At 61.2% G+C, this 24,473-nt stretch carries 26 protein-coding genes; 25 read left to right on the plus strand and 1 reads right to left on the minus strand.

Going from position 1 to position 24,473, the window contains the following annotated elements; translation table 11 throughout:
- Nucleotides 1–2 precede the first annotated feature (2 nt).
- The 9 genes from flgC to fliP are packed head-to-tail and all read left to right on the plus strand — an operon-like array spanning nt 3 to nt 5,710.
- Nucleotides 3–422 carry a flagellar basal body rod protein FlgC gene (gene flgC, locus AC070A_RS12135; protein WP_057248209.1) on the plus strand — a complete coding sequence of 140 codons (420 nt, stop codon included), beginning with the start codon at nt 3–5 and terminating at the stop codon, nt 420–422.
- The gene (gene fliE / locus AC070A_RS12140; protein WP_057248210.1) at nt 422–763 is read left to right on the plus strand and encodes a flagellar hook-basal body complex protein FliE; all 342 of its coding nucleotides are present in this window, start codon (nt 422–424) and stop codon (nt 761–763) included. Before flgC ends, fliE begins: the two co-directional genes overlap by 1 nt.
- An 11-nt stretch (nt 764–774) precedes the next feature.
- Nucleotides 775–1,563: a flagellar basal-body rod protein FlgG gene (flgG, locus tag AC070A_RS12145; protein ID WP_057248211.1), complete on the plus strand. Its 789-nt coding sequence runs from the start codon at nt 775–777 to the stop codon at nt 1,561–1,563.
- Nucleotides 1,564–1,580: 17 nt separating this feature from the next.
- Complete coding sequence (gene flgA, locus AC070A_RS12150) at nt 1,581–2,093, plus strand: flagellar basal body P-ring formation chaperone FlgA (protein WP_082615704.1); 513 nt, start codon at nt 1,581–1,583, stop codon at nt 2,091–2,093.
- Nucleotides 2,090–3,205: a flagellar basal body P-ring protein FlgI gene (locus AC070A_RS12155; protein WP_058323543.1), complete on the plus strand. Its 1,116-nt coding sequence runs from the start codon at nt 2,090–2,092 to the stop codon at nt 3,203–3,205. Before flgA ends, AC070A_RS12155 begins: the two co-directional genes overlap by 4 nt.
- Entirely contained in the window at nt 3,202–3,741 is a 540-nt protein-coding gene (locus AC070A_RS12160) for a MotE family protein (RefSeq protein WP_112994373.1), read from the plus strand. The genes AC070A_RS12155 and AC070A_RS12160 overlap by 4 nt, the downstream gene beginning before the upstream one ends.
- Entirely contained in the window at nt 3,738–4,448 is a 711-nt protein-coding gene (flgH, locus tag AC070A_RS12165; protein WP_112994372.1) for a flagellar basal body L-ring protein FlgH, read from the plus strand. The genes AC070A_RS12160 and flgH overlap by 4 nt, the downstream gene beginning before the upstream one ends.
- An 18-nt stretch (nt 4,449–4,466) precedes the next feature.
- Entirely contained in the window at nt 4,467–4,964 is a 498-nt protein-coding gene (locus AC070A_RS12170; protein ID WP_058323542.1) for a flagellar basal body-associated FliL family protein, read from the plus strand.
- An 8-nt stretch (nt 4,965–4,972) separates the two neighbouring features.
- A complete protein-coding gene (fliP, locus tag AC070A_RS12175; RefSeq protein WP_057248216.1) occupies nt 4,973–5,710 on the plus strand; it encodes a flagellar type III secretion system pore protein FliP in 738 nt (245 codons plus the stop codon).
- Between the two features lie 99 nt (nt 5,711–5,809).
- Here fliP and AC070A_RS12180 read toward each other — a convergent pair whose 3' ends face one another.
- Nucleotides 5,810–7,753, minus strand: coding sequence for an O-linked N-acetylglucosamine transferase, SPINDLY family protein (locus AC070A_RS12180; protein ID WP_112994371.1), 1,944 nt, complete (start codon nt 7,751–7,753; stop codon nt 5,810–5,812).
- A 373-nt stretch (nt 7,754–8,126) separates the two neighbouring features.
- On the opposite strand from AC070A_RS12180, the gene AC070A_RS12185 reads away from it, so the two are divergent.
- From AC070A_RS12185 to flgD, 16 genes are all read left to right on the plus strand, one after another.
- On the plus strand, nt 8,127–9,074 hold the full coding sequence (locus AC070A_RS12185; RefSeq protein WP_218372967.1) for a flagellin N-terminal helical domain-containing protein: 948 nt from the start codon (nt 8,127–8,129) through the stop codon (nt 9,072–9,074).
- A gap of 292 nt (nt 9,075–9,366) precedes the next feature.
- Entirely contained in the window at nt 9,367–10,314 is a 948-nt protein-coding gene (locus AC070A_RS12190; RefSeq protein ID WP_192494620.1) for a flagellin N-terminal helical domain-containing protein, read from the plus strand.
- 275 nt (nt 10,315–10,589) lie between these two features.
- Nucleotides 10,590–11,537 carry a flagellin N-terminal helical domain-containing protein gene (locus tag AC070A_RS12195; RefSeq protein ID WP_058325385.1) on the plus strand — a complete coding sequence of 316 codons (948 nt, stop codon included), beginning with the start codon at nt 10,590–10,592 and terminating at the stop codon, nt 11,535–11,537.
- 358 nt (nt 11,538–11,895) lie between these two features.
- A complete protein-coding gene (locus AC070A_RS12200) occupies nt 11,896–12,867 on the plus strand; it encodes a flagellin N-terminal helical domain-containing protein (protein ID WP_058320502.1) in 972 nt (323 codons plus the stop codon).
- Nucleotides 12,868–13,313: 446 nt separating this feature from the next.
- A complete protein-coding gene (locus tag AC070A_RS12205; RefSeq protein ID WP_058325386.1) occupies nt 13,314–13,967 on the plus strand; it encodes a hypothetical protein in 654 nt (217 codons plus the stop codon).
- The gene (locus AC070A_RS12210) at nt 13,964–15,199 is read left to right on the plus strand and encodes a MotB family protein (RefSeq protein WP_058325387.1); all 1,236 of its coding nucleotides are present in this window, start codon (nt 13,964–13,966) and stop codon (nt 15,197–15,199) included. Before AC070A_RS12205 ends, AC070A_RS12210 begins: the two co-directional genes overlap by 4 nt.
- 5 nt (nt 15,200–15,204) lie before the next feature.
- Entirely contained in the window at nt 15,205–16,506 is a 1,302-nt protein-coding gene (gene motC, locus AC070A_RS12215; protein WP_113736756.1) for a chemotaxis protein MotC, read from the plus strand.
- Nucleotides 16,503–17,939, plus strand: coding sequence for a flagellar hook-length control protein FliK (gene fliK / locus AC070A_RS12220; protein ID WP_112994595.1), 1,437 nt, complete (start codon nt 16,503–16,505; stop codon nt 17,937–17,939). The genes motC and fliK overlap by 4 nt, the downstream gene beginning before the upstream one ends.
- On the plus strand, nt 17,890–18,441 hold the full coding sequence (locus AC070A_RS12225; protein ID WP_057251064.1) for a transglycosylase SLT domain-containing protein: 552 nt from the start codon (nt 17,890–17,892) through the stop codon (nt 18,439–18,441). Before fliK ends, AC070A_RS12225 begins: the two co-directional genes overlap by 50 nt.
- A gap of 270 nt (nt 18,442–18,711) precedes the next feature.
- Nucleotides 18,712–19,383: a transcriptional activator Rem gene (rem, locus tag AC070A_RS12230; protein ID WP_057251062.1), complete on the plus strand. Its 672-nt coding sequence runs from the start codon at nt 18,712–18,714 to the stop codon at nt 19,381–19,383.
- 91 nt (nt 19,384–19,474) lie between these two features.
- Nucleotides 19,475–20,707, plus strand: a complete 1,233-nt coding sequence (locus AC070A_RS12235; RefSeq protein ID WP_113736745.1) for a flagellar hook protein FlgE — start codon at nt 19,475–19,477, stop codon at nt 20,705–20,707.
- Nucleotides 20,708–20,730: 23 nt separating this feature from the next.
- Nucleotides 20,731–22,179 carry a flagellar hook-associated protein FlgK gene (gene flgK, locus AC070A_RS12240; protein WP_057251059.1) on the plus strand — a complete coding sequence of 483 codons (1,449 nt, stop codon included), beginning with the start codon at nt 20,731–20,733 and terminating at the stop codon, nt 22,177–22,179.
- A gap of 2 nt (nt 22,180–22,181) precedes the next feature.
- The gene (locus tag AC070A_RS12245) at nt 22,182–23,240 is read left to right on the plus strand and encodes a flagellar hook-associated family protein (RefSeq protein ID WP_057251057.1); all 1,059 of its coding nucleotides are present in this window, start codon (nt 22,182–22,184) and stop codon (nt 23,238–23,240) included.
- 34 nt (nt 23,241–23,274) lie between these two features.
- Nucleotides 23,275–23,622 (plus strand): flagellar biosynthesis regulator FlaF, encoded by a 348-nt coding sequence (gene flaF, locus AC070A_RS12250; RefSeq protein ID WP_034800744.1) that lies wholly within the window; start codon nt 23,275–23,277, stop codon nt 23,620–23,622.
- The gene (gene flbT / locus AC070A_RS12255; protein ID WP_025425943.1) at nt 23,619–24,068 is read left to right on the plus strand and encodes a flagellar biosynthesis repressor FlbT; all 450 of its coding nucleotides are present in this window, start codon (nt 23,619–23,621) and stop codon (nt 24,066–24,068) included. The genes flaF and flbT overlap by 4 nt, the downstream gene beginning before the upstream one ends.
- Nucleotides 24,059–24,469 carry a flagellar hook assembly protein FlgD gene (gene flgD / locus AC070A_RS12260; RefSeq protein ID WP_057251055.1) on the plus strand — a complete coding sequence of 137 codons (411 nt, stop codon included), beginning with the start codon at nt 24,059–24,061 and terminating at the stop codon, nt 24,467–24,469. The genes flbT and flgD overlap by 10 nt, the downstream gene beginning before the upstream one ends.
- Nucleotides 24,470–24,473 lie beyond the last annotated feature (4 nt).

The raw sequence follows: 24,473 nt of genomic DNA on the forward strand, positions 1-24,473 counted from the left end.
CCATGGATCCATTGACCTCAGCCCTCAAGGTATCGGCTTCCGGCCTCCAGGCGGAATCGACCCGTCTGCGTATCGTCTCCGAAAACATCGCCAACGCCCGCTCGACCGGCGACACGCCGGGTTCGGAACCCTACCGCCGCAAGACCATCAGCTTTGCTGCCGAAGTCGACCGGGCAAGCGGCGCCTCGCTTGTCGAGATCGAACGGCAAGGCACGGATGATTCGGACTACAACATCGAGTTCGATCCGGGCAATCCGGCGGCCGACGAGAAGGGCATGGTCAAGATGCCGAACGTGAACATCCTGGTTGAGATGGCCGACATGCGCGAAGCCAACCGCGCTTACGAGGCCAATCTCCAGACCATCAAGCAGTCCCGCGATCTGATTTCCCAGACAATCGACCTGTTGAGAGCCTCGCAATAATGATCGATGCAGTCAAATCCCTCGGCGCGTTCTCGGTCACCAAAGAGACCGACGGTACCCGTTCCACATCCTCCTCGTCGTCGATCTTCGGCATGCCGGCCGCCACGCCGGGCGTGCCGCAGGGGCAAAGCTTCGCCTCGGTCCTCGGGGATATGGCGACCGACACAATCAACGCGATGAAAAAGGCCGAGGGCGCATCGCTCGACGGCATCCGCGGTCAGGCAAACACCCGTGAAGTTGTCGATGCTGTCATGAACGCCGAACAGTCGCTCCAGACAGCACTCGCCATCCGCGACAAGGTGGTCACCGCCTACCTCGAAATCGCGCGCATGCAGATCTGAAGGAACGAGACATGAAGGCCCTTTCCATTGCCGCAACCGGCATGAACGCCCAGCAGCTGAACCTCGAAGTGATCGCGAACAACATCGCGAACATCAATACGACCGGTTACAAGCGCGCCCGCGCAGAATTCTCCGATCTGCTTTATCAGACCGAGCGCGCCCAGGGCGTGCCGAACCGCTCCAACCAGGCCATCGTACCGGAAGGCGCGATCATCGGTCTCGGCGTCCAGACGGCTGCCGTGCGCAACCTGCATATCCAGGGCAGCATGGTCAACACCGGCAACGACTATGACCTGGCGCTGATGGGCCGCGGCTGGTTCCAGGTCGAAACGCCGGATGGCGAGACGGTTTATACGCGCTCGGGCGCCTTCAACAAGAATGCCCAGGGCCAGCTCGTGACCATTGACGGTTACACGGTCGTCCCCGGCATCACGGTTCCGCAGGATGCGACGGAAATCGCCTTCACCAGCTCCGGCCAGGTGATGGTGCGCATCGGCAACGATCCCGCGATGCAGGAAATCGGTCAGCTGACGATCGCCAACTTCGTCAACGAGGCCGGTCTCGAGCCGCAGGGTGACAACCTCTTCAAGCAGACCCCGGCTTCCGGCGACGCGATCGTCGGCACACCGGCCGACCCGGGCTTCGCGCAGATCAAGCAGAAGTATCTCGAGGCGTCCAACGTCGATCCGGTGAAGGAAATCACCGACCTGATCTCGGCCCAGCGCGCCTACGAGATGAACTCCAAGATCATCCAGGCGGCCGATGAAATGGCGGCCACGGTGAGCAAGAACCTCAGGTAACGAAAGAGGGGGCAAACATGATGTTTCGCCGATCCGCAGACATCAAGGTATCGAAGGGCGACAGTGCATCCAAGGCGCTTCGTCTGGCGGCTGGCGCCTTGCTTGCCGCCACTTTCCTGTTGCCTTCGGCGAGCCTCGCGGAGCGGCCGACCGCGGTGATCCCGACCCGGACGATCTATCCGGGCGAAACGATCGACCGCAGCCGCGTCGAGGTTGTCGACGTTACCAACCCCGATCTCGCGGACGGCTACATCAGGACCCTCAACGAAATCGACGGCAAGGTCACCAAGCGTACGCTTCTGCCCGGTCGGGTGATCCTCGCAAACGCACTGCGCGAGCAGTATGCCGTCGAGCGCGGCTCCACCGTGCGCCTCGTCTTCAGCAATGGCGGCCTGACCATCAGCGCCGCCGGATCACCGCTCCAGGATGCCGCCGTCGGCGAACTGATCCGGGCGCGCAACATCGATACCGGCATCATCGTTTCCGGAACGGTAATGGCCGACGGCACTGTCCATGTGGTGGCGAAATGAAAATGCTTGCCTGCAAATGGTTCCTGACGCTGGCCGTCGCGATCTCGACGGCGCTGACGCCGGCCTTCGGCGCGTCCAGGATCAAGGACGTCGCCTCGCTCCAGGCGGGACGCGACAACCAGCTCATCGGCTATGGCCTCGTCGTCGGCCTTCAGGGAACCGGCGACAGCCTGCGTGCCTCGCCCTTCACCGACCAGTCGGTCCGGGCGATGCTGCAGAACCTCGGCATCTCCACCCAGGGCGGCGATTCCCGCACGCGCAACGTTGCGGCCGTTCTGGTGACGGCGACGCTGCCGCCGTTCGCAAGCCCCGGCAGCCGCGTCGATGTGACCGTCGGTTCGCTCGGCGACTCCACCTCGCTTCGCGGCGGCACCCTGGTGATGACCTCGCTCTCCGGCGCGGACGGCCAGATCTATGCAGTCGCGCAAGGGTCCGTCGTCGTGACGGGCTTTGCCGCGCAGGGCGATGCGGCAACCCTCAACCAGGGTGTGACGACGGCCGGGCGCGTGCCCAATGGCGCAATCATCGAGCGCGAGCTGCCGTCCAAGTTCAAGGATGGCTTCAACCTCGTTCTGCAACTGCGCAACCCGGACTTCTCGACGGCTGTCGGCATGGCTGCGGCGATCAACAAATATGCCGCCCAGCAATATGGCGGTCGCATTGCCGAGGCACGCGATTCTCAATCCGTGCTCGTCGAAAAGCCGAAGATGGCCGATCTCGCTCGGCTGATGGCCGATATCGAGAACATCGTGATCGAGACGGACGTCCCGGCCCGCGTCGTCATCAACGAACGCACCGGCACGATCGTGATTGGCCAGGACGTTCGCATCAACGAGGTGGCGGTGAGCTACGGCACCCTGACCGTCGAGGTCAGCGAGACGCCGACGGTGGTTCAGCCGCTGCCATTCTCGCGTGGACGAACGGAGGTGGAACCGAACACCACCATCAACGCGCAGTCCGATGGCGGCACGGTGGCGATCCTCAACGGATCGAGCCTTCGCTCGCTCGTCGCCGGTCTTAACAACATCGGTGTCAAGCCGGACGGCATCATTGCGATCCTGCAAAGCATCAAAACGGCCGGGGCCCTTCAGGCGGAGCTAGTGCTGCAATGACGGCGAACATGAACCCATCCTTCGGCAAGGTCCGCAATCTGTTGCTCGTCGGCGCGGCCGCCGCTTCGATGCTGACGATGCCCGGTGCCTTCGCTCAGGACGTTACCGCGCCTCCGGCAGCCGACGCGACGCAGAATGAGATTCAACAGTTCTGCACCAACATTGCCGACGCCGCCCGCGACCAGCGCTACGTGCTGCAGCGCAAGGACCTCGAGACCTTGCAGGCAAGCATCGACGAACGCATCGCGACGTTGGAGAAGCGGCGCGACGAATACGAGGATTGGCTGAAACGCCGCAATGATTTCCTGAAACAGGCCCAGCTCGGTCTTGTCGACATCTACAAGACGATGAAGCCGGATGCGGCTGCCGGCAAGCTGGAAATGGTCAATCCGGAGATCGCGGCCGCGATCGTCATGCAGCTGCCGCCACGACAGTCGTCGCTGATCCTCAGCGAAATGACGGACGAAAAAGCGGCGACCCTTACCAACATCATCTCGAGCGCCAGCGACCCGAACACCTCGAAGGAACCATCATGAAAATGCGTCTAACGGCCGTGCTGACGGCGGGTCTCCTTGCCGGGTGTCAGAACCAGGCGTTCAACGAGATTGGTCGGGCGCCTTCGATGAGCCCGATCGGCAGCGGTCTGCAATATTCCCAGACGCCGCAGCTTGCCATGTATCCGAAGCAGCCGCGCCAGGTGGTAAGTGGCTACTCGCTCTGGAACGACCAGCAGGCCGCCCTGTTCAAGGACGCGCGCGCGATCAATGTCGGCGACATCCTCACGGTCGACATCAAGATCAATGAAGGCGCTACCTTCGACAACAAGACGGATCGCAGCCGCAAGAACACAAGTGGCTTCAACGTCGGTGCCAACGGCAAGTCGGAGGCCAGCGATTTCGGCTGGGAGGGTGACCTGAAATATGGGTCGAATACCAAGACCGAGGGCGACGGCACGACCGAGCGTTCGGAAAAGCTGAGGGTGCTCGTCGCCGCAGTCGTGACCGGAGTTCTCGAAAACGGCAACCTCTTGATCAGCGGTTCGCAGGAAGTGCGCGTCAATCACGAACTGCGCATCCTCAACGTTGCCGGCATCGTGCGGCCGCGGGATGTCGATGCCGAGAACGTCATCAACTACGACCGCATCGCCGAGGCACGCATCTCCTATGGCGGCCGCGGTCGCTTGACCGAGGTGCAGCAGCCGCCCTACGGCCAGCAGTTCATGGACCTATTTTCGCCGATCTGATCGGCAGGGAACGGCAAGATGGAAGAATTGGATACCGCCACCGCGCCGAAGTCGCCGTCAAAGGTGATGACCATCGCGATCGTCGCCGTGCTGACGCTCGTTGCCGGCGGCGGCGGCTGGCTGGTCGGCGGCCTGCTCGCGCCGCCTCCGCCGAAGGAGCAGGTCGACGCGACCAAGGAACCGGCCGCCAACGCCACGGGCGAAGAGGGCCTGCCGAAGCTCGCGACCGAAGCGAACGGTGTCGTTCAGCTGGAGCCGATCACCACCAACCTTGCCTATCCTTCGGAGAACTGGATACGGCTCGAGGTGGCGCTGCAGTTCGACGGCGCGCCCGATCCCAAACTGGCGGAACAGATCCACCAGGATATCGCCGCCTATCTGAAGACGGTCTCGCTGCAGCAGATTCAGGGGCCGCGCGGCTTTCAATATCTCCGGGATGACATTCAAGAGCGGGTTGACCTGCGCTCCGATGGGCGCGTAACCAATGTGATGTTCAGAACCTTCGTCATCCAATGATTCGATAAATGGTCCGGCTTGTCGCCTTCATAGTCGCCATGATGGCGATGTCCGGTATTGCCGGCGCCCAGAGTTTTCCCTCTGATATCCTGAATACACCTATCGACGGGTCGGCCGCCTCGTGGATCATCCGCACTTTCGGTCTTCTGACCGTTCTGTCGGTGGCCCCGGGCATCCTGATCATGGTCACCAGCTTTCCGCGCTTCGTGATCGCCTTTGCGATCCTGCGCACCGGCATGGGCCTGGCGACCACGCCGTCGAACATGATCATGGTGTCGCTGGCCCTGTTCATGACCTTCTATGTCATGGGGCCGACCTTCGACCGCGCATGGCGCGACGGCATCGATCCGCTCATGAAGAACCAGATCACCGAGGCCGAGGCGATCCCGCGGATCAGCGAGCCGTTCCGCGAATTCATGCTCGCCAACACCCGTGACAAGGACCTGCAGCTCTTCATTGATATTGCCAAGGAAAAGGGCCAGACGGTGGTCGTGGACGACAAGGTGGATCTGCGCGCCGTCGTGCCGGCCTTCATGATCTCCGAAATTCGCCGCGGCTTCGAAATCGGCTTCCTGATCATGCTGCCATTCCTGGTGATCGACCTGATCGTTGCCACCATCACCATGGCCATGGGCATGATGATGCTGCCGCCGACGGCCATCTCGCTGCCCTTCAAGATCCTGTTCTTCGTGCTGATCGACGGCTGGAATCTGCTCGTCGGCAGCCTCGTGCGCTCCTTCAGCTAGATACCCGTCGTCAAAGGTTTGGGCGCTTCGAAAGGCGCAAACAAAAAAGGCAGCGCCTCGGCGCTGCCTTTCGTCGTTTGGGGTCGAGTGTCGGATCGCTCAGCGCTCGAACGAGCCAGTCCGCGCCGGTAGCGCCGGAACGTCGATATGATCCGGCGCCAGACCTCTCTTCGCACGGTCAGCCATCATTTCGTAGCCCTGTTCCAGGTGGCGGCAGAAGCGTTCGGCGTCGAACAACGGCATGCGGAACCGGTTCTCCTCGAGGGTCTTTCGATAGTCGGCGATCCTGTCTCGATTGTTGTAGAGCGCGACCGCCTCGCGAACATAGTCCTCCGGCCCGGCGGCTACGAGTTCCGGCACGCCAATGGCGTTGAGCAGGCTCTCGCTCACGCGTGAGGCGAAGTTGGTGCCTTTGAAGGTCAGCACCGGAAGGCCGGCCCAGAGCTGTTCCGAGGTCGTCGTGTGGCCGTTATAGGGATAGGTGTCGAGGCCGATGTCGGCGACCGGGATACGGCTGATGTGGTCTTGATAGAGGACCTTGGGGCAGACGATGATGCGCTTGGTGTCGAGGCCGGCATTCTTGAACTTTGCGATGATGTTCGCTCGCGCGTCCGGGCGGCTGCACATCAGCCAGAGCACGCTGTCCGGGGTCTGCTGGAGGATCTCGATCCAGAGGTTGATGGTCTGCAACGAGATCTTGCGGTTGGCGTTGAACGACGCGAAGACGAATACTTCCTCGGGAAGGCCGAGTTGGCGACGCGACAATGGCTGCGGCAGCGGGCGGTTGAGAGGGTCGTTCGGCTGATAGGTGTCGGGAAGCCGGCAGTATTTCTCGTAGTAGTGCGGTTCGCTGCCATCCGGCAGGACATGGGGGTCGCCGATGATGTAGTCGAGGTCGACATTGACCGTCGTCCCGGGAAAGCCGAGCCAGCTCACCTGGACCGGAGCGGTCTGCCGGTTGAAGATGTTCACCCGGCTCTCGAGCGTGTGTCCTTTCAGGTCGACAAGAATGTCGATGTTCTCGGAACGGATGACCTCCGCCGCTTGGTCGTCGCTGAGGTCGTTGATGGAAATGATCTTGCCCCACTTTTCGCGGGACCCGTCGTCGCGCACGACGTTGTTGGGCGATGTGTGGCAGAAGAGAGTGATATCGAAACGCGAGCGATCGTGCGCCGTGAGCACGGCTGCGAGCAGCTTCATGGTCGCGTGGTCGTGCCAGAAGTCGGAAGAGACATAGCCGATACGGATGCGGTCGTTCCAGGCATGTGGCATGGCGCGGCGGGCTTCCGTCAGTCCGGCAGGGAAGGGACGGTGCTGCGCGCCGGCAATCCGGTTCAGCCGTTCGTCGCCGCACCAGGTGATATGGTAATAGGGCGCCTCGGCGGCGAGGATATCCGCCTCGCCGAGCCTCAGCGCTCGGTCGATGTCGCGGCTGTGTTTCTCGACTTCGGCAAAGTCGTTTGCCTCGCGGGCATAGACGAGATAGGCGGAGCGCAATGTCGTGTTCTTGGGGTGCGTCTTGAAGAGATTTGCGACGGCCTCACGGTCTAGCGCATCGTTGACATCGGCTGTCAAAAGTTTGAATGCCAGCGATTGATGATGGCGATTGGCGCTGGTCGACAGCGGTGCCTTGAACAGGCCGAGGATTTCCTTCTGGTCGCGCTTGAGGAAGATCGAAGCAATGATGAATGCGATCTCCGGATCCGTCTTGGCTTTCTCCAGCAGCGGGAGGCCGATGGCCAGAGCTTCGTCCTCGTGTCCATTGACGAAATAGAGTTTCATCGCCTCGGTCAGATAGTCCTGCGACCGCGAACCGCCGGCCTCTCCAGCGAGCTGGTAGGCGCGTGCTGCCTCGGGCTTGAAGCCGAGCTTCAGCAGAACCTTGGCGAGCAGCACAAAGGTCTTCGTATCCCGATTGATATTCATCAGGATGTTTAGCTGGTCGAGCGCGTCCGTGTACTGGCCTTTCTGATATTGCCGGGAAGCGGTCGAGAAAATGGCTTGGGCGTTCACTGATAGCTCCGTCGTCTGGGCTGCCGGCATCAAAGGCTTGGCACCTCGATGTCGCAAAGCAGGTCTCGTGGCCATCGTAGTAATGGGAGCTTGCCTCAGGCATGACGCGTCAACCCCGATCAAAGCCTGGTCCTGTCTCGCAAGGGGCCATTCGAACGGCGCGTTTGGCGACCCGGACCGTCCACTTAAGGCGTTGTTAAGTATAAATTATCTCTCGTTGAGGCCGCTTCGGCATTTAAGGAATTCGCAAGCATTGGGCTCGATATTCGGCCTCACATGACGGGTTTGGTTTCTTCCGAGAAAGTCGTTGGAACCGAGAGGCATGAAGCCGATCCATCATCACCGGTAGTGTAAACAGTCCGGTATGTCCCCCAATCGTCTTAAGTAATAAAGGGACACTCTAATGACGAGCATCATGACCAATTCCGCCGCAATGGGCGCTCTCGCTACCCTGCGTTCGATCAATTCGGATATGGAAACCACCCAGGACCGCATCTCGTCGGGCCTGCGCGTCGGTTCCGCTGCCGACAACGCCGCTTACTGGTCGATCGCGACCACCATGCGTTCGGACAACAAGGCGCTCTCGACCGTTCAGGACGCACTCGGCCTCGGCGCTGCCAAGACCGACGTTGCCTACACGGCCATGGAAAACTCCAAGAACGTCGTCGACGAGATCAAGAAGAAGCTGGTTGCCGCCAGCGAGCCGGGTGTTGACAAGAGCAAGATCCAGAAGGAAGTCAAGGAGCTGCAGAACCAGCTCGTGAGCATCGCGAAGTCGGCTTCGTTCTCCGGCGAAAACTGGGTCTACAACGACGCCAACAACACGGCTGCCACCAAGTCGATCGTCGGTTCGTTCAACCGCGACAACCAGGGCAATGTCAGCCTGACGACGCTCCAGTTCGACACGAACAAGAGCTCGCTGATCCAGGTCGACGCCACCGGCGCTAACGTTACGACCGGCGGCACCGGCCTGCTCTCCAGCTACATGGAATACAAGCTGGCGACCAACGGTTCGACGGTCACGACCGGCTACAGCGTGCTGTCGATGGACATCACCAACATGACCACCGGTGCTCTGGCAGAAGCCATCTCGGGCGTTGACGCAACGCTGCTGCAGATGACCGACGCCGCTTCCGACCTCGGTGCGCTCAACAGCCGCGTCGAGCTGCAGAAGAACTTCGTTCAGGACCTCTCGGACTCGATCGAGAAGGGCATCGGCAAGCTCGTCGACGCTGACATGAACGAAGAGTCGACCCGCCTGAAGGCTCTGCAGACGCAGCAGCAGCTCGGTATCCAGGCGCTCTCGATCGCCAACTCGAACTCGCAGAACATCCTGTCGCTGTTCCGTTAATCGGGCGCCAGGCGGCGCGGGTCCCGGCCCGCGCCCGACTGCAGAAAATCGAAACCGCGCTTCGCAAGAGGCGCGGTTTTTTGTTGTGCCAAATCGGATGTTGGAGCGTTTCGAAAAATAATCGCGGCGTCTTAGGTTGCCGTTAACCACGATGGTGTTTGCTGTGTCCATCGAAGGAGCGGGTTAACCAACAACAACAACCGGTTAACAGGCATGAGGCTGACCGCTGCTTCCCGGTAGCTCCCGGAATGTCCCTTTTTCACGAGTATTGCCAACAAGGGGCACTCAGCCAATGACCAGCATCATGACGAACACCGCCGCAATGGCGGCTCTCTCCACTCTGCGTTCGATCAATTCGGATATGGAAACCACCCAGGACCGCATCTCGTCGGGCCTGCGCGTCGGTTCCGCTGCCGACAACGCCGCTTACTGGTCGATCGCGACCACCATGCGTTCGGACAACAAGGCTCTCGGCACGGTTCAGGACGCCCTCGGCCTCGGCGCTGCCAAGACCGACGTTGCCTACACCGCCATGGAAAACTCCAAGGACGTCGTCGACGAGATCAAGAAGAAGCTGGTTGCCGCCAGCGAGCCGGGTGTTGACAAGAGCAAGATCCAGAAGGAAATCAAGGAGCTGCAGAACCAGCTCATCAGCATTTCCAAGTCGGCTTCGTTCTCCGGCGAAAACTGGGTCTACAACGACGCCAACAACACGGCTGCCACCAAGTCGATCGTCGGTTCGTTCAACCGCGACGCCCAGGGCAATGTCAGCCTGACGACGCTCCAGTTCGATACGAACAAGAGCTCGCTGATCCAGGTCGACGCTACCGGCGCTAACGTCACGACCGGCGGCACCGGCCTGCTCTCCAGCTACATGGAATACAAGCTGGCGACCAACGGTGCGACGGTTACGACCGGCTACAGCGTGCTGTCGCTCGACATCACCAACATGACGGTGGGCGCTCTGGCCGAAGCCATCTCGGGCGTTGATGCGACGCTCCTGCAGATGACCGACGCTGCTGCCGATCTCGGTGCGCTCAACAGCCGCGTTGAACTGCAGAAGAACTTCGTTCAGGACCTCTCGGACTCGATCGAGAAGGGCATCGGCAAGCTTGTCGACGCTGACATGAACGAAGAGTCGACCCGCCTGAAGGCTCTGCAGACGCAGCAGCAGCTCGGTATCCAGGCGCTCACGATCGCCAACTCGAACTCGCAGAACATCCTGTCGCTGTTCCGTTAATCGGGCGCCAGGCGGCGCGGGTCCCGGCTCGCGCCCGACTGCAGAAAATCGAAACCGCGCTTCGCAAGAGGCGCGGTTTTTTGTTGGTCTATTTCAGCCACGCGTGCCGAAATTATCGACTGAGCTTCAGCATTTGTTAACCACGATGGTGTTTTCTGTGGCCAACGAAACGGCGGGTTAATCAACATTAACAGGCATGAGGCTGACCGCTGCTTCCCGGTAATCCCGGAATGTCCCTTTTCATTCCAAATCAGCCAACAAGGGGCACTCAGCCAATGACCAGCATCATGACGAACACCGCCGCAATGTCGGCTCTTCAGACCCTGCGTTCGATCAATTCCTCGATGGAAACCACCCAGGACCGCATCTCATCGGGCCTGCGCGTCGGTAGCGCTGCCGACAACGCCGCTTACTGGTCGATCGCAACCACCATGCGTTCGGACAACAAGGCACTCTCGACCGTTGAAGACGCTCTTGGCCTCGGCGCTGCCAAGACCGACGTTGCCTACACGGCCATGGAAAACTCCAAGGACGTCGTCGACGAGATCAAGAAAAAGCTGGTTGCCGCCAGCGAGCCGGGCGTCGACAAGAGCAAGATCCAGAAGGAAATCAAGGAGCTGCAGAGCCAGCTAGTGAGCATTGCCAAGTCAGCTTCGTTCTCCGGCGAAAACTGGGTCTACAACGACGCCAACAACACGGCTGCCACCAAGTCGATCGTCGGTTCGTTCAACCGCGACGCCCAGGGCAACGTCAGCCTGACGACGCTCCAGTTCGACACGAACAAGAGCTCGCTGATCCAGGTCGACGCCACCGGCGCTAACGTTACGACCGGCGGCACCGGCCTGCTCTCCAGCTACATGGAATACAAGCTGGCGACCAACGGTGCGACGGTTACGACCGGCTACAGCGTGCTGTCGCTCGACATCACCAACATGACGATGGGCGCTCTGGCAGAAGCCATCTCGGGCGTTGACGCAACGCTTCTGCAGATGACCGACGCTGCTGCCGATCTCGGTGCGCTCAACAGCCGCGTTGAACTGCAGCAGAACTTCGTCCGCGACCTCTCGGACTCGATCGAGAAGGGCGTTGGCCGCCTCGTCGACGCTGACATGAACGAAGAGTCGACCCGCCTGAAGGCTCTGCAGACGCAGCAGCAGCTCGGTATCCAGGCGCTCACGATCGCCAACACCAACTCGCAGAACATCCTGTCGCTGTTCCGCTAAGCGAACGACAGGCAAGACGGGCGACTTTTCGCCCCTCTTTCGCACACAGCAGAAAGACCGCACGCCCAACGGGGTCGTGCGGTCTTTTTCGTTTTGCGCTTCAAATTTTCCCAGGCGCGTTGGCAGCGTGCGCGATCCGCCTTTAACCTTTCATCCATATTCCCTTATTTTTGTTCACCTTTGTTACCGACTTACTAACGGCGTTAACCATTTGTTAACCATGCAATCGTTACATGTTGGTTAAGAGCGAAGGGTCGCCTCCAGGGCAAAACAGGGGCGATTCGCATGATGCCAGTCCCATCGCTGCCGGTTCTGCACTCCGGAATGTCTTCAGAAATTCATTCCGGGCAGGTGACCAATGACCAGCATTATGACCAATACCGCCGCCATGGCGGCGCTTCAGACCTTGCGTTCCATCAATACCGACATGGCCGAGGTCCAGGATCGGATTTCCTCCGGCTACCGCGTGCAGACCGCTGCGGATAATGCCGCCTACTGGTCGATCGCGACCACCATGCGCTCCGACAATGCCGCGCTGTCGACCGTCGAAGACGCACTCGGCCTCGGTGCAGCCAAGATCGACACGGCCTATGCGGCGATGAATTCGTCGATAGACGTCGTCAGCGAGATCAAGCGCAAGCTGGTTGCCGCGCGCGAGCCGGGCGTCGACAAGCTGAAGATCGACAAGGAAATCACCGAACTCAAGAACCAGCTCCTGGCTGCCGCGCAGTCCGCATCCTTCTCCAGCGAAAACTGGCTCTATAACGCGAATGCGGCTTCCGTCGGCACCAAGTCGATCGTTGCCTCGTTCAACCGCGATGCCAACGGCAACGTGTCGGTCACCACGCTCGACTTCGACACGGCGCAATCCATGCTGATCGATACGGCCAACGCGAGCCGTGGCCTCCTGACCAGAAGCTACGACGCCTCGCTGCTCACGTCGCCGGTCGGCACATCGGCCAAGCTTTTCCACCTGATCGGCGCACCGGTGACCACCCCGAATGCGACCTCGTCGGAAGTCAAGCTGACGGCAGCGACCACCGACGCCCAGATGGACGACATGATCCGCGTCGTCGACCACATCCTCGGCCAGTTGACCGATGCCGGCTCCACGCTCGGCGCCATCACCAAGCGCATCGACATGCAGGAAAGTTTCATCGCCAACCTGATGGATACGATCGACAAGGGAGTCGGTCGCCTGGTCGATGCCGACATGAACGAGGAATCGACGCGCCTCAAGGCACTGCAGACGCAACAGCAGCTCGGCATCCAGGCGCTCTCGATCGCCAATACGAACTCCGAGAACATCCTGCGCCTGTTCCAACAGTAAGGCGCATCGGCGGAGAGTGGCCGGCTGCGCCCGGCGGATCCGCCAAAACGCTTCCGCTTTCCCGGAATGGGGGCGGCAAAGTTTGAGTTCTGCCACGTCGTCGGTCACGGCACCCGGTGGAAACGGTTGGACCGCGCTAATTGCCCTGGCGCGGTCCAACACATTCATTTTCGCACAAGTTTGACCGAATAGCCTTCTCTCGCAGTCCTGTCGCATGACTGCCGGCCAAAATGAATCTTGGCCGCCGCCTGCATCGGATCGCTCCGGGAACGACTAGCCCGAACATCGCCGATGTACGTCAAGAATGTTGGGTTCTTCGCATCCGCGGCTGGACCCGTGGGAGACATGTCAGCAGTGCCAGGAGCCATGGAAATCCGCGCCAGAGGGTGCCGTCTCGTGATCAGACGGGGATTGCCGCATCGCTGCGCCGCCGCGAGTGACCGGTCATGAGTGCGATGCTCTCCCGCTACCTCAAGGATTTCAGCGCGCCGAAAGTCGAGCTGTCGCTGATGCCCCAAAAATATTTCCCCGATCTGGACAGCGACTATGCCGATGGCGACCGCCTCGGCGCGAGGCCAGCCATGCCAGAGATTGACATCGACGCGGAGCGCCGACGCGCCTTCGCAGAAGGCCGCGCCGAGGCGACGGCCGAGCTCGTCTTCGAACACGAGCGCCAGATTGCCGACCTGCAGGCGGCCCATGCGGCCGAGCTCGCGGCCTTGACCCAACGCCTCGAAGCAGAGACCGCCAACCGCCTGGCAGAGCGTTTTGCCGACATGGCCGACAGTCTGGTGGCCGCGCTCGGAGACCAGACCGCTCGGGTTCTTGCGCCGGTCATGGAGGATGCCCTCCTGCAGCGCGCCGTCGCCGATATGGCGCAGATGATTAAGCAGGGCCTGGTGGCCGGCGAAGGTTGCACCCTCGTCGTCAAGGGCCCAACCCAACTCTTCGAGGCGCTGAAGCGCCAGCTCGGGGAGGACATGCCTTTGTTCCGCCACGTCGAAACCGACGACATCGATCTCGCTGTCGAAATGGACGGTGCGATCCTGGTGACACGCATGGCCGCCTGGGCCGATACCGTCCGGAAAGTTCTCGCATGAGCGACGAAAACCATCACAACGGCAAACATGAGATCATTATCGTCAAGCGCCACAACGGTGGCCATGACGGGCATCACGGCGGCTCGTGGAAGATCGCCTATGCCGACTTCATGACGGCAATGATGGCCTTCTTCCTCGTCATGTGGCTGATCAACGCTGCCAACGAGGAAACGAAGGCGGCGATCGCCTCCTATTTCAATCCGGTGCAATTGACCGACCAGAAGCCTGCCGAACGCGGCTTGAAGGATCCGGCGAAGGATGCGCAGGGCGAGGAGACGCAGCAGCGCTCCAAGGTCGATGGCGAGCAGGAAAAGTCCGGTGGGTCGGCCAAGACCGGCGACCAGTTGACGGCGACCTCGGGCGAAGAAACGAAGTATTCCGACGCAGACTTCTTCGAGAACCCCTATTCGGTGCTCTCCGAAATCGCCCGCGAAGTCGGCCAGCAGGCCAACATCAGCGTGAAGGGTGAGGGCGGAGCGGCTCAGTCCGGTCCGGCAACCGGCGCCGACGGCGGCGAAGCCTATCGCGATCCGTTCGATCCGGATTTCTGGACCAAACAGGTCGAACTGACCGAAGCGGGCAATACGACCAAGAGCGACGTGGCGCTCGCCGCGGCATCTGCGATGCAGGCAGGTGGCGCGCCCGCGGTCGACAAGACCGAGGATGAAAAACAGGCGGAGCAGGCGAAGGCAGGAGACGGCACGGACAAAACGGCCGAGAGCGACGCCGGCGACAAGCCGAAGACCGACACGGCCGAGGCGACCGCGGAGAAACAGGCCGAAGAACTCCAGGCCGAGCTCAAGAAGGAGCTTGCCGGTGAGGCTGGCCAGCTGGCGGAAGGCCTCGTCGTAACGCCGGCCGAGGGCGGTCTCATGGTTACGATCAGCGAGCGCACGGACGCGCAGATGTTCGCCATCGGTTCGGCCGTGCCGCAGAAGGAACTGGTACTGGCGATGGAAAAGATCGGCCATCTGCTCGCCGAGCGGCAGGGTGCTGTCGCGATCCGCGGCCACACCGACGGCCGCCCGTTCAAGGACGGCACCTATGACAACTGGCGGCTCTCCGCCGCACGCGCCCAGAGTGCCTATTACATGCTCGTTCGCGGTGGTCTGAAGGAAGACCGCGTCAGCCAGATCACTGGCTTCGCCGACCGGCGGTTGCAGATCCCGGCTGATCCCTATGCGCCGGGCAACCGGCGCATCGAGATCCTGCTGCAATCGGCTCCGGGTTAAACATGATGCTGAGACGCCTGCGATCGATCCTGATGACCTGCTGCGTGCTGGCGACCCCGTTTGCAATCGGGAGCGCCAGGGCGAACGATATCGAGGAACTCGCACCCTTCAAGATGATCCGGTCGCTGCAATATGTGCAGGACTCCGTGGTGCTCGGCGATCACTCCGCGATCGAGATGCAGCGTTTCATGCTCGGGGCGATCGACAAGCGGTTGCGCGCCGCCGATGCCTCGGTGTTTAGCGACCCGCGCAACGTCGATGCGGCGCTTGTCTATGCGATGAGCGGCGGCAATCCCGAGACGCTGAAGTACCTTTCGGATCATGACGTGGCCGGCAATTTCGATTCCCGCGTGACCGAAGCGCTACGGCAGTATCTGAACGGCAAGGGTGGTCTGATCGTCGAGAACCTGTCCAAGGCTGCCCCGGAATATCGAAACGCCCGCATCGGTCCGTATCTCTATCTCATTCTTGGCAATGCGACGTCGCAGCAGGATCCGGTTGCGGCGATGAAGTATTACGACTGGGCGCGTTTGACGGCTCCCGGCACGATCATCGAGGAGGCGGCCTTGCGTCGCTCGGTGTTCCTTGCGGTGCAGGCCGACGCGCCGGACAAGGGCTTTCACTACGCGCTGACCTATGCGCGCCGCTACCTGACGTCTCCCTATGCCAGCCAGTTCGCCGACGTCTTCGTCGAGCTTGCCGTCGCGCATTTCGACGGAGAAGCCCAGGGGCGGATCTCCGAGATTCTCGACTTCATGGACGCGCCGCGCCAGCGCGAGGTCTATCTGCGTGTCGCCCGGCGCGCAGCGATTGCCGGCAAGCAGGTATTGGCGAAGCAGGCTTCTGAGCGGGCAGAAGCGCTTGGTGCCGACGGCGCAATGCAGCCGAAGGTGCTCGCGGGCTTCTATGCGGGCCTTGCGTCCGTTCCCTCCAGCGACGTGTTCGCCGCGACAGCGAGCATAGCAGCGATACCGGATGCGGAGCTTTCGCCACGCGACCGTGCGCTGCGAGATGCCGCAAGAGCCGTCGCAGATGCGGTCGTCAGGCCGCCGAATGATGAAAGCCTCACGCAAGCGTTTGCGTCTAAACCCGATAGACCGGTCGAAGCCGACGGCTCGCAAACGGGTGAGGAGACAGGCAGTGGCCTAAGCCCCTTCGGCAATACGCCGATCCCGGTGGCCGCAGCCGAAGGCGCGGCGGAAATCGACGCCGGTGCGGCCGGCGATCCCGAACACGACGGGTTCGTGGCGAAGGGGAGGTCGAAGATCGAAGAGATCGATGCTCTCCTGAAGGGAGAAGGGAAATGAGGGCTCTTGATGATAGCCTGCGCGGCCTGCCCCCGGCCCCTGCCGGCAAGGGAAATGGGCGCGCCGGCGGCAAGGAGCAGGCGGGTGGCGCCTTCGAGGACGCCGTGGCAAATGCTGGACGGCAGAAGGCGAATGATCAGGCGGGAACCGGCAAGGGCCTCGGTGACACCGCTGCCGGCGACGACGCGGAGGCTGGAGCCTTGATCGACAAGGACAACATTGCCAAGACCGCCGGCAGGCACGGTGCGGCGACGCGCAGCATTGCCATCGGCCGCGACGAACAAGCACTTGGCGAACACGCCCCCCACGACCGTTTTCCAGCAACTGAACGCGACCTTGGCGCGCGGCGCGCGGCGAACAAGGCTGAGACGGCCAAGGCGAACGCGGATCCGGCCGGTTTGAACAACGCGACCGTCCCGGACGAACTCGCAGAGCGCATTGCCGCCCTTGCGGAACGGCTGGCAAAGGTGCAGGCAAACGGCGAGACGACGGCGGTAGGCGACGCCGATGCCGCCAATGGCGAGGGCAGCGAAGCGACGTCGGCATCGAAGACGGATATGGATGACCTGTTGACGCTGCTTGGCGGCGGCCAGGCAGTCGGGCAGGCGCTCGGCGAAACGACCAAGGCCGGCCGTCAGCCGGCGACTGGCACGGGCGAGGCTGCAGGCATGCATGTCGCTGGGACCGGCGAGCACGGCGCCAAGGCCGAGTCTGCGGCAGGCGAGGGCGACGCGGATCGGCTCTTCCGCTTCGCCCGGGCCGACGGCAAGGGACAGGCCGTAACCATGAGCCTCTCCAAGGATGGAGAGGCGGCGTTCGACGGCACCCGTTCGCAGGCTGCCAAGGTCGAGAACGTCACGGTGCTTGAGGCTCGGCGCTATCTGGGCATCTCGATGAATCCGAACACGAGCGCCGTGGCGGACGCGATCGCAGGCGAAGTCGGCGCCAGCCCGTTGCAGCCGAGCGCGGCACTCAGCCAGCCAGGCGCCTGGACCCAGGCAGGCAAGACGCTGAACACGCTGAAGATCCAGCTCCATCCGATCGAACTCGGTCTCGTCACCGCCACGCTGAGGCTCAAGGACGACGAATTGCAGGTCGAGCTGAAGGTGGAGACCGGCGAAGCGTTCCGGCAGTTGCGCGACGACCAGAGCGAGATGGTGAAGGCCCTGCGTGCGCAGGGCTTCGCGGTCGACCAGGTCAACATCGTGTTCAATTCGGGCGGCGACACGTCCACGGGCGGAGGCTCGCAGGCTCAGGCACAAGCCCAGGCCGGGCAGCAGGGACGCGAGCGGGCTGACGGCAACGCCCAGGGACGTCAGCAGCGACAGGACGACGGCCAGGCTTCGATGGCGGAAAGGTGGGTTGGCAATGGCGGGACGGACGATGCGGCTGCCGGCACTGAGCGCTCTCGCACTGGTCACGTCTACATGTAGTGCCTTGGCCAGCGCCGGCGTCTGCGAACGCGAGATCATGAACGCCGCAGCGAAATACGACATCCCTGCCGGGATACTCTATTCCGTCGGGCTGACCGAAACTGGCCGCAAGGGCTCGCTGCAGCCCTATGCGATGAACATCGAAGGCAAGGCCTATTTTGGCACCAGTGAACAGGACGTTCTCACGCAGTTCGGCAATGCCCGTGCGCAGGGCGCCAAGCTCATCGATCTTGGCTGCATGCAGATCAACTATTACTTCCATGGCGAGCATTTCAGCTCGCCGCAGGAGATGCTTGACCCGCGCAAGAATGTCGAATATGCCGCGCGCTTCCTGGCCAATCTGCACGCCAAGCATGAGACTTGGACTATGGCTGTCGCCCGCTATCACGCGGGCCCGAACAACGACCCGGCGCAGAAGAAATATGTCTGTCGGGTGATCGCGAATCTTGTCGCAACGGGCTACGGCAAGTGGACGCCGAACGCCACGCAGTTCTGTCAGTGAGCAATCAATAATTGTATTTTTGAAGACGCTGCCGCATTGTGGCGACAATGCGTGGACAATGTGACGGCAAGCAGATTTGTCGTAGTCCGTTAACTTTTCCACATTATTTTAGTGCCGCTGTTAACGGGGTGCCACTAGATATAGATCAAATCGGCGAAACATGGTTAATCAATTATTAATTCCACCCAGTAACTTCCTCTAGTTGTTCATGAATCCCTCGATTCGTACCTCTCGATCAGTGCGGAGCCATACTGATTCGGAGGCGGGCGAATGATCGTAGTGGTTGATGAAAGAGAGCTTGTGAAGGACGGCTATACGTCGCTCTTCGGGCGTGAAGGAATTCCCTCGACGGGCTTCGACCCCAGGGAGTTTGGCGAGTGGGTAAACGCGGCGGCTGATTCGGATATCGATGCCGTCGAGGCCTTCCTGATCGGTCAGGGCGACGCCACCTTCGCACTGCCTCGTGCCATCCGCGACCGGTCGATGGCGCCCGTCATCGCCGTCAGCGACACCCCCTCTCTCGAAAACACGCTTGCGCTCTTTGATTGTGGCGTCGACGACGTCGTGCGCAAGCCGGTTCACCCCCGCGAAATCCTCGCCCGCGTCGCCGCAATCCGCCGCCGCCTGAAGGCGATTACCAACTTCACCGACATTGGTCCGATCCGCGTCTTTGCCGACGGTCGTGATCCCGAGATCAACGGCGACGTCTTCGCACTGCCGCGCCGCGAACGGCGGATTCTCGAGTATTTGGTCGCAAACCGCGGCCGCCGCGTATCCAAGTCGCAGATCTTCAACGCGATCTACGGGATCTTCGACGAGGATGTCGAAGAAAACGTCGTCGAGAGCCACATCAGCAAGTTGCGCAAGAAACTGCGCAAGAAGCTCGGCTTCGATCCGATCGATTCCAAGCGCTTCCTTGGCTACTGCATCGACTGGAACTGAACGCCACGCGGTTGAGCGGGCGCCGAACCAAGACAGGTTCACGCAAGGCCCGCTTCCTAGTGTCGCCGTAACAAGGAAATGAGGATCCGATATGAGTCTCTATGGCAGCATGAGAACGGGCGTGTCCGGTATGAACGCCCAGTCCAACCGTCTCGGCACGGTCGCCGAAAACATCGCGAACGCGAACACGACGGGCTACAAGCGCGCCTCGACCGAGTTCTCGTCGATGATCCTGCCTTCGGGCGGCGGCAACTACAATTCCGGCGGCGTCGAGACCCAGGTGCGCTACAGCATCTCGCAGCAGGGCGGCACGAGCTACACGACGTCGGCAAGTGACTTGGCCATCAACGGTGGCGGCTTCTTCATCGTCCAGGGCAATGGCGGCCAGAATTTCCTGACGCGTGCCGGCTCCTTCGTCCCCGACAAGGACGGCAACCTCGTCAACACCGCCGGCTTCACGCTGATGGGTTACGAATACAAGGCCGGCGCTGATCCGACGGTTGTTGTCAACGGCTTTGACGGCTTGACGCAGGTCAAGCTCAAGGACGAAGGCCTGGTGGCCTCCGGTTCGACCAAGGGCGCGATGGAAGCCAACCTGCCGTCGGGTGCAGCGATCGGCGACGAAAAGCCGACCTCGCTCGTCGTCTATGACAGCCAGGGCAACACCCGTATCCTCGATTTCGTCTACAAGAAAACCAACGTCAATGAGTGGTCGCTGGAGATCCGCGACCGGGCGACTTACTCGGCCGGCCCGCCGATCACCGGTGTGATCGGCTCTCAGGTCATGACTTTCGACGCGGCCGGCAAGCGCACCGGCGCGGTCCCTGCCACACTGACGACGACGGCTATCAACAACCTGCCGGGCACCGGCGCCAATCTCGGCGCTCTGACGATCGACACCACTAAGACCACGCAGCTCGGCGGTGACTTCACCAGCACCGGCGGCGGCATCGACGGCAGCAAGCCGAGCAAGATGTCGGGCTTCGAGATCGACAAGGAAGGCATCGTCTACGTCAAGTACGGCGACGGCAACCTCGTTCCGAAGTATCGCATCGCGCTGGCGACCGTGCAGAGCCCGGACAAGCTGCAGCCGGAATCGGGCAACGTCTATTCGCAGGGCACCGATTCCGGCGTCATCGTCACCGGTTTTGCCGGCTCCGGGGCATTCGGCAACATCCAGTCCAAGGCGCTTGAAAACTCCAACGTCGACATCGCCAACGAACTGACCTCGATGATCGAGGCGCAGCGCAACTACACGGCAAACTCCAAGGTGTTCCAGACCGCCTCGGACCTGCTTGAAGTGCTGGTCAACCTGAAACGGTAATTGAAAGAGATACGGTCCGCGTCATGTCGCTGTCCTCCGCAATATCCATCGCACAGCAGGCCTTCAGCAATACGGCGCAGCAGACCGCGACCGTGTCGAAGAACATCGCGAATGCGGGCAATGCGGATTATTCGCGTCGTCTCGCTCTCTTGGGCAGCACGCCGAACGGGGCGCAGGTCGTATCCATTTACCGGGCCCAGAACGAGGCGCTGCTCAAGCAGAGCATCGCCAGCATCGGCGAAGCCTCGGGCCAGGCCCGACTTCGCGACGGGCTGGAACTGCTGAAGTCGGCGCTCGGCGGCAACAACTATGAAACGGCGCCGTCGAAGCTGCTCTCGGACTTCCGCAACAGCCTACAGACCTTGGCTGCGACGCCGGGGAACAAGACGATCGCGGCGACGGCCGTCTCCGATGCGCAGGATCTCGCCGACTCGCTCAACAAAACCTCCACCACGGTGCAGGACCTGCGCAAGGATGCCGACAAGGAAATCGCCCTTGAGGTCGACAAGCTGAACGGCTTGCTGGCGGATTTCGAGAAGGCCAACAACGCCGTCAAGTCGGCGACGGCTCTAGGCAGTGACGCCAGCGACGCGCTCGACCAGCGCGACAAGATCCTGAAGCAGGTTTCGGAGATCATCGGCATCTCCACCGTCACGCGCGGCAACAGCGATACGGTGATCTTCACCACCGACGGCACGGTGCTCTTCGAGAACATTCCGCGTCAGGTCACTTTCGCTCCTACCACCACATTCGACGCCACCGTCACAGGAAACAAGATTTTCGTCGATGGCGTGCCGATCGCAGCCGGAACCGGCGCGGACACGACAGCCAAGGGCAAGCTCGCGAGCCTGGTGCAGTTGCGCGACGATATCGCGCCGAAGTTCCAGTCGCAGCTGGACGAGATCGCGCGCGGTCTGGTCGAGCTTTTCAAGGAAGGCAGCCCGCCGGCAATCGCGTATCAGCCCGGTCTGTTCACCTGGGGAAGTGCTGGCGTTCCGCCAACGGGCACCATCGTCCCCGGCATGGCGTCCAAGATCACCGTCAACGCCTTGGCCAAAGCGAACCCGTTGCTGCTGCGAGACGGCGGCTTCAATGGCGTGGTGTCGAACCCGGGCGGTGCGGCCAATCCGAGCCCCGGCTATACCGCGCTGCTCGACGGCTTCATCAACAAGATGGGCGAGAACATGTCGTTCGCCCCGTCCACTGGCCTCGATAGTAATAGCAGCCTTTTGAACTTTGCGACCGGTTCGGTTGGCTGGCTCGAGCAGACACGCAAGACGGCCTCGACCGCGGACGACAACAAGCAGGCAATGCTTGCGCGCACCCAGGAAGCACTCAGCAAGCAGACGGGCGTCAGCATCGACGAAGAACTGTCGCTGCTGCTCGATCTCGAACAATCCTACAAAGCATCGGCCAAGCTGGTCAGTACCGTGGATGCCATGATGGCAGCCCTTATGGAAGCCGTGAGGTAATCATGAAGACGTCCTACGTTTCTAATCTGGCGATCCAGAGCGCAATGCGCCTGACGATCCAGCAGAATCAGTCGGAGCTGCTCAAACTCACCCAGGAGCAGACCACCGGCCGCCACTATGACGTTGGCCTGGCGCTTGGTGCGACGGCGTCACGTTCACTCAACCTTCAGCGCGAGCTGGACCGGCTGAACTCGATGAAGAGCACGAACTCGGTCGTGACCCAGCGTCTCTCCGGTTCGCAGGGCGCTCTCGAGACCATGGCGAAGGCGGCGGAAAAGGTGCGCGACACGCTCGTCACCTACAAGGGCAACGATGCTGCCAGCCAGTTGAAGATCCAGAAGACCGAGATCATGGGCGCGCTGCAGACCTTTACTGCTGCGGCCAACACTTCTTTCAATGGCGAGTTCCTGTTTTCGGGCATCAACACGGATGCCAAGCCGGTTGCCGATTACGACACGACACCGCCGTCGGCCGCCAAGACTGCTTTCGACAATGCACTCTCGACCTTCATGGCTGCGCAGGTTCCGCCGCTGACCGGCATGAACCAGTTCTCCGTCACGCAAATGCAGGACTTCATCAAGAACACCGTCGAACCGATGTTCACCGGACCTGGCTGGGATGCCAACTGGTCCGACGCTTCGAACCAGAACATGACGAGCCGGATCAGCACCAGCGAAGTCATCGAGAGCTCGACCAACGCCAATACCAAGGGTTTCCGGATGTTCGCGGTGGCAAGCGTGATCGCCGCTGAACTGATGGACAAGAACGTAACGCCTGAGGTGCGCTCGGCCATTGGCGTCGCAGCCCTCGACTACGCGGAACAGGGGATTGCCGGCCTCAACGCGGAGCGCAGCTCGCTCGGTATCTCTGAAGCGCGCGTCAAGAAGGCGAATACCTCCATCGAAGCGCAGCTCAAGCTCGTCAACACGCATGTCGCCGACATCGAGGGCGTCGATCCGATCGAGACATCGACCCGGATCAACACGCTAAAGGTGCAGTTGGAAACGTCCTATACACTAACGTCGCGACTACAGCAGATGAGCTTGCTCAATTTCCTCTAGTATGGGGAACCGGACAAACATGAAGGATGTCTGAATGTATCAGTTTTCCTATGCCGAGATCATGGAGGACGGCGTCGCCGACTCCAAAAATCGAGAACGGCAGGTACTCGATCGCTCGATCGCGCTCATGGAAGCAGCGAAACAGCAGAAAGGGTATTCGAGAGAGGCCATCGAGGCCATCTACTTCACCCGGCGTCTGTGGATCCGCTTCATCGAGGATCTGCGCGCTCCGGAAAACCAGCTCAACGAAGAGCTGCGCGCCAATCTGATTTCGATCGCCATCTGGATACTCAACGAGACAGAGAAGATCCGCAAACGCGAATCCTCCAACTTCCAGGGCATAATTGACATTACCACCATCATCAGGGATGGACTGAAATGAAGAGCACACTGCGTATTTCGCTGAAGTCGGGCGAACGGATTTTTGTTAACGGCGCGGTGCTTCGCGTTGACCGCAAGGTCGCAGTCGAATTTCTGAACGACGTGACCTTCCTGCTCGAAAACCACGTGCTGCAGCCGGAAGACGCGACGACGCCGCTGAAGCAGCTCTACTTCATCGCGCAGATGATCCTCATCAATCCGGAAGGTGCGGAACAGTCGACCGCCATGTTCCGCAAGTCGGTCGTCATGCTGCTCAACTGCTTCAAGAACGAAGAGATTCTGGCCGAACTGAAGCGCGTCGACGGTCTCGTCACCAACGGCCGCGCCTTCGAGGCGCTGAAAGCGATCCGTGGCCTCTACGCGATCGAAGATCGCATTCTCAACACGCAGGAAATCACGCCGGCGACGGTCGAGCAGATTCGCAAGGAGATCGCACCGTGGCGGTAAGCGGCGTCAACAACAACAGCTACACCCCGATCGTTTCCGGCCAGGATTCGGGCGGCGACGCGGCCAAGGCATCGCTCAACTACGAGAGCTTCCTGAAGCTGCTGGTCGCCCAGATGAAAAACCAGGATCCGACGCAACCTATGGATGCGACCCAGCAGATCGCCCAGCTCGCGACCTTTTCGCAGGTGGAACAGACGATCAAGACCAACAAGAACCTCGAGAGCCTCCTCCAGCGCACGTCGCTGAGCGAAGCCGATGCCGTGATCGGACGCACCGTCACCAGCGAGGACGGCAAGACCACTGGCGTGGTTAAGGAAGTGAAACTATACTCTGACGGAATCATTGCGGTGCTGGATAGCGGCAAGGAGCTTGTTATCGGCCCGGGCGTCAAGGTGAAGTGAACCA

The sequence above is a fragment of the Ensifer sp. GW101-20A05 genome, assembly GCF_059424735.1.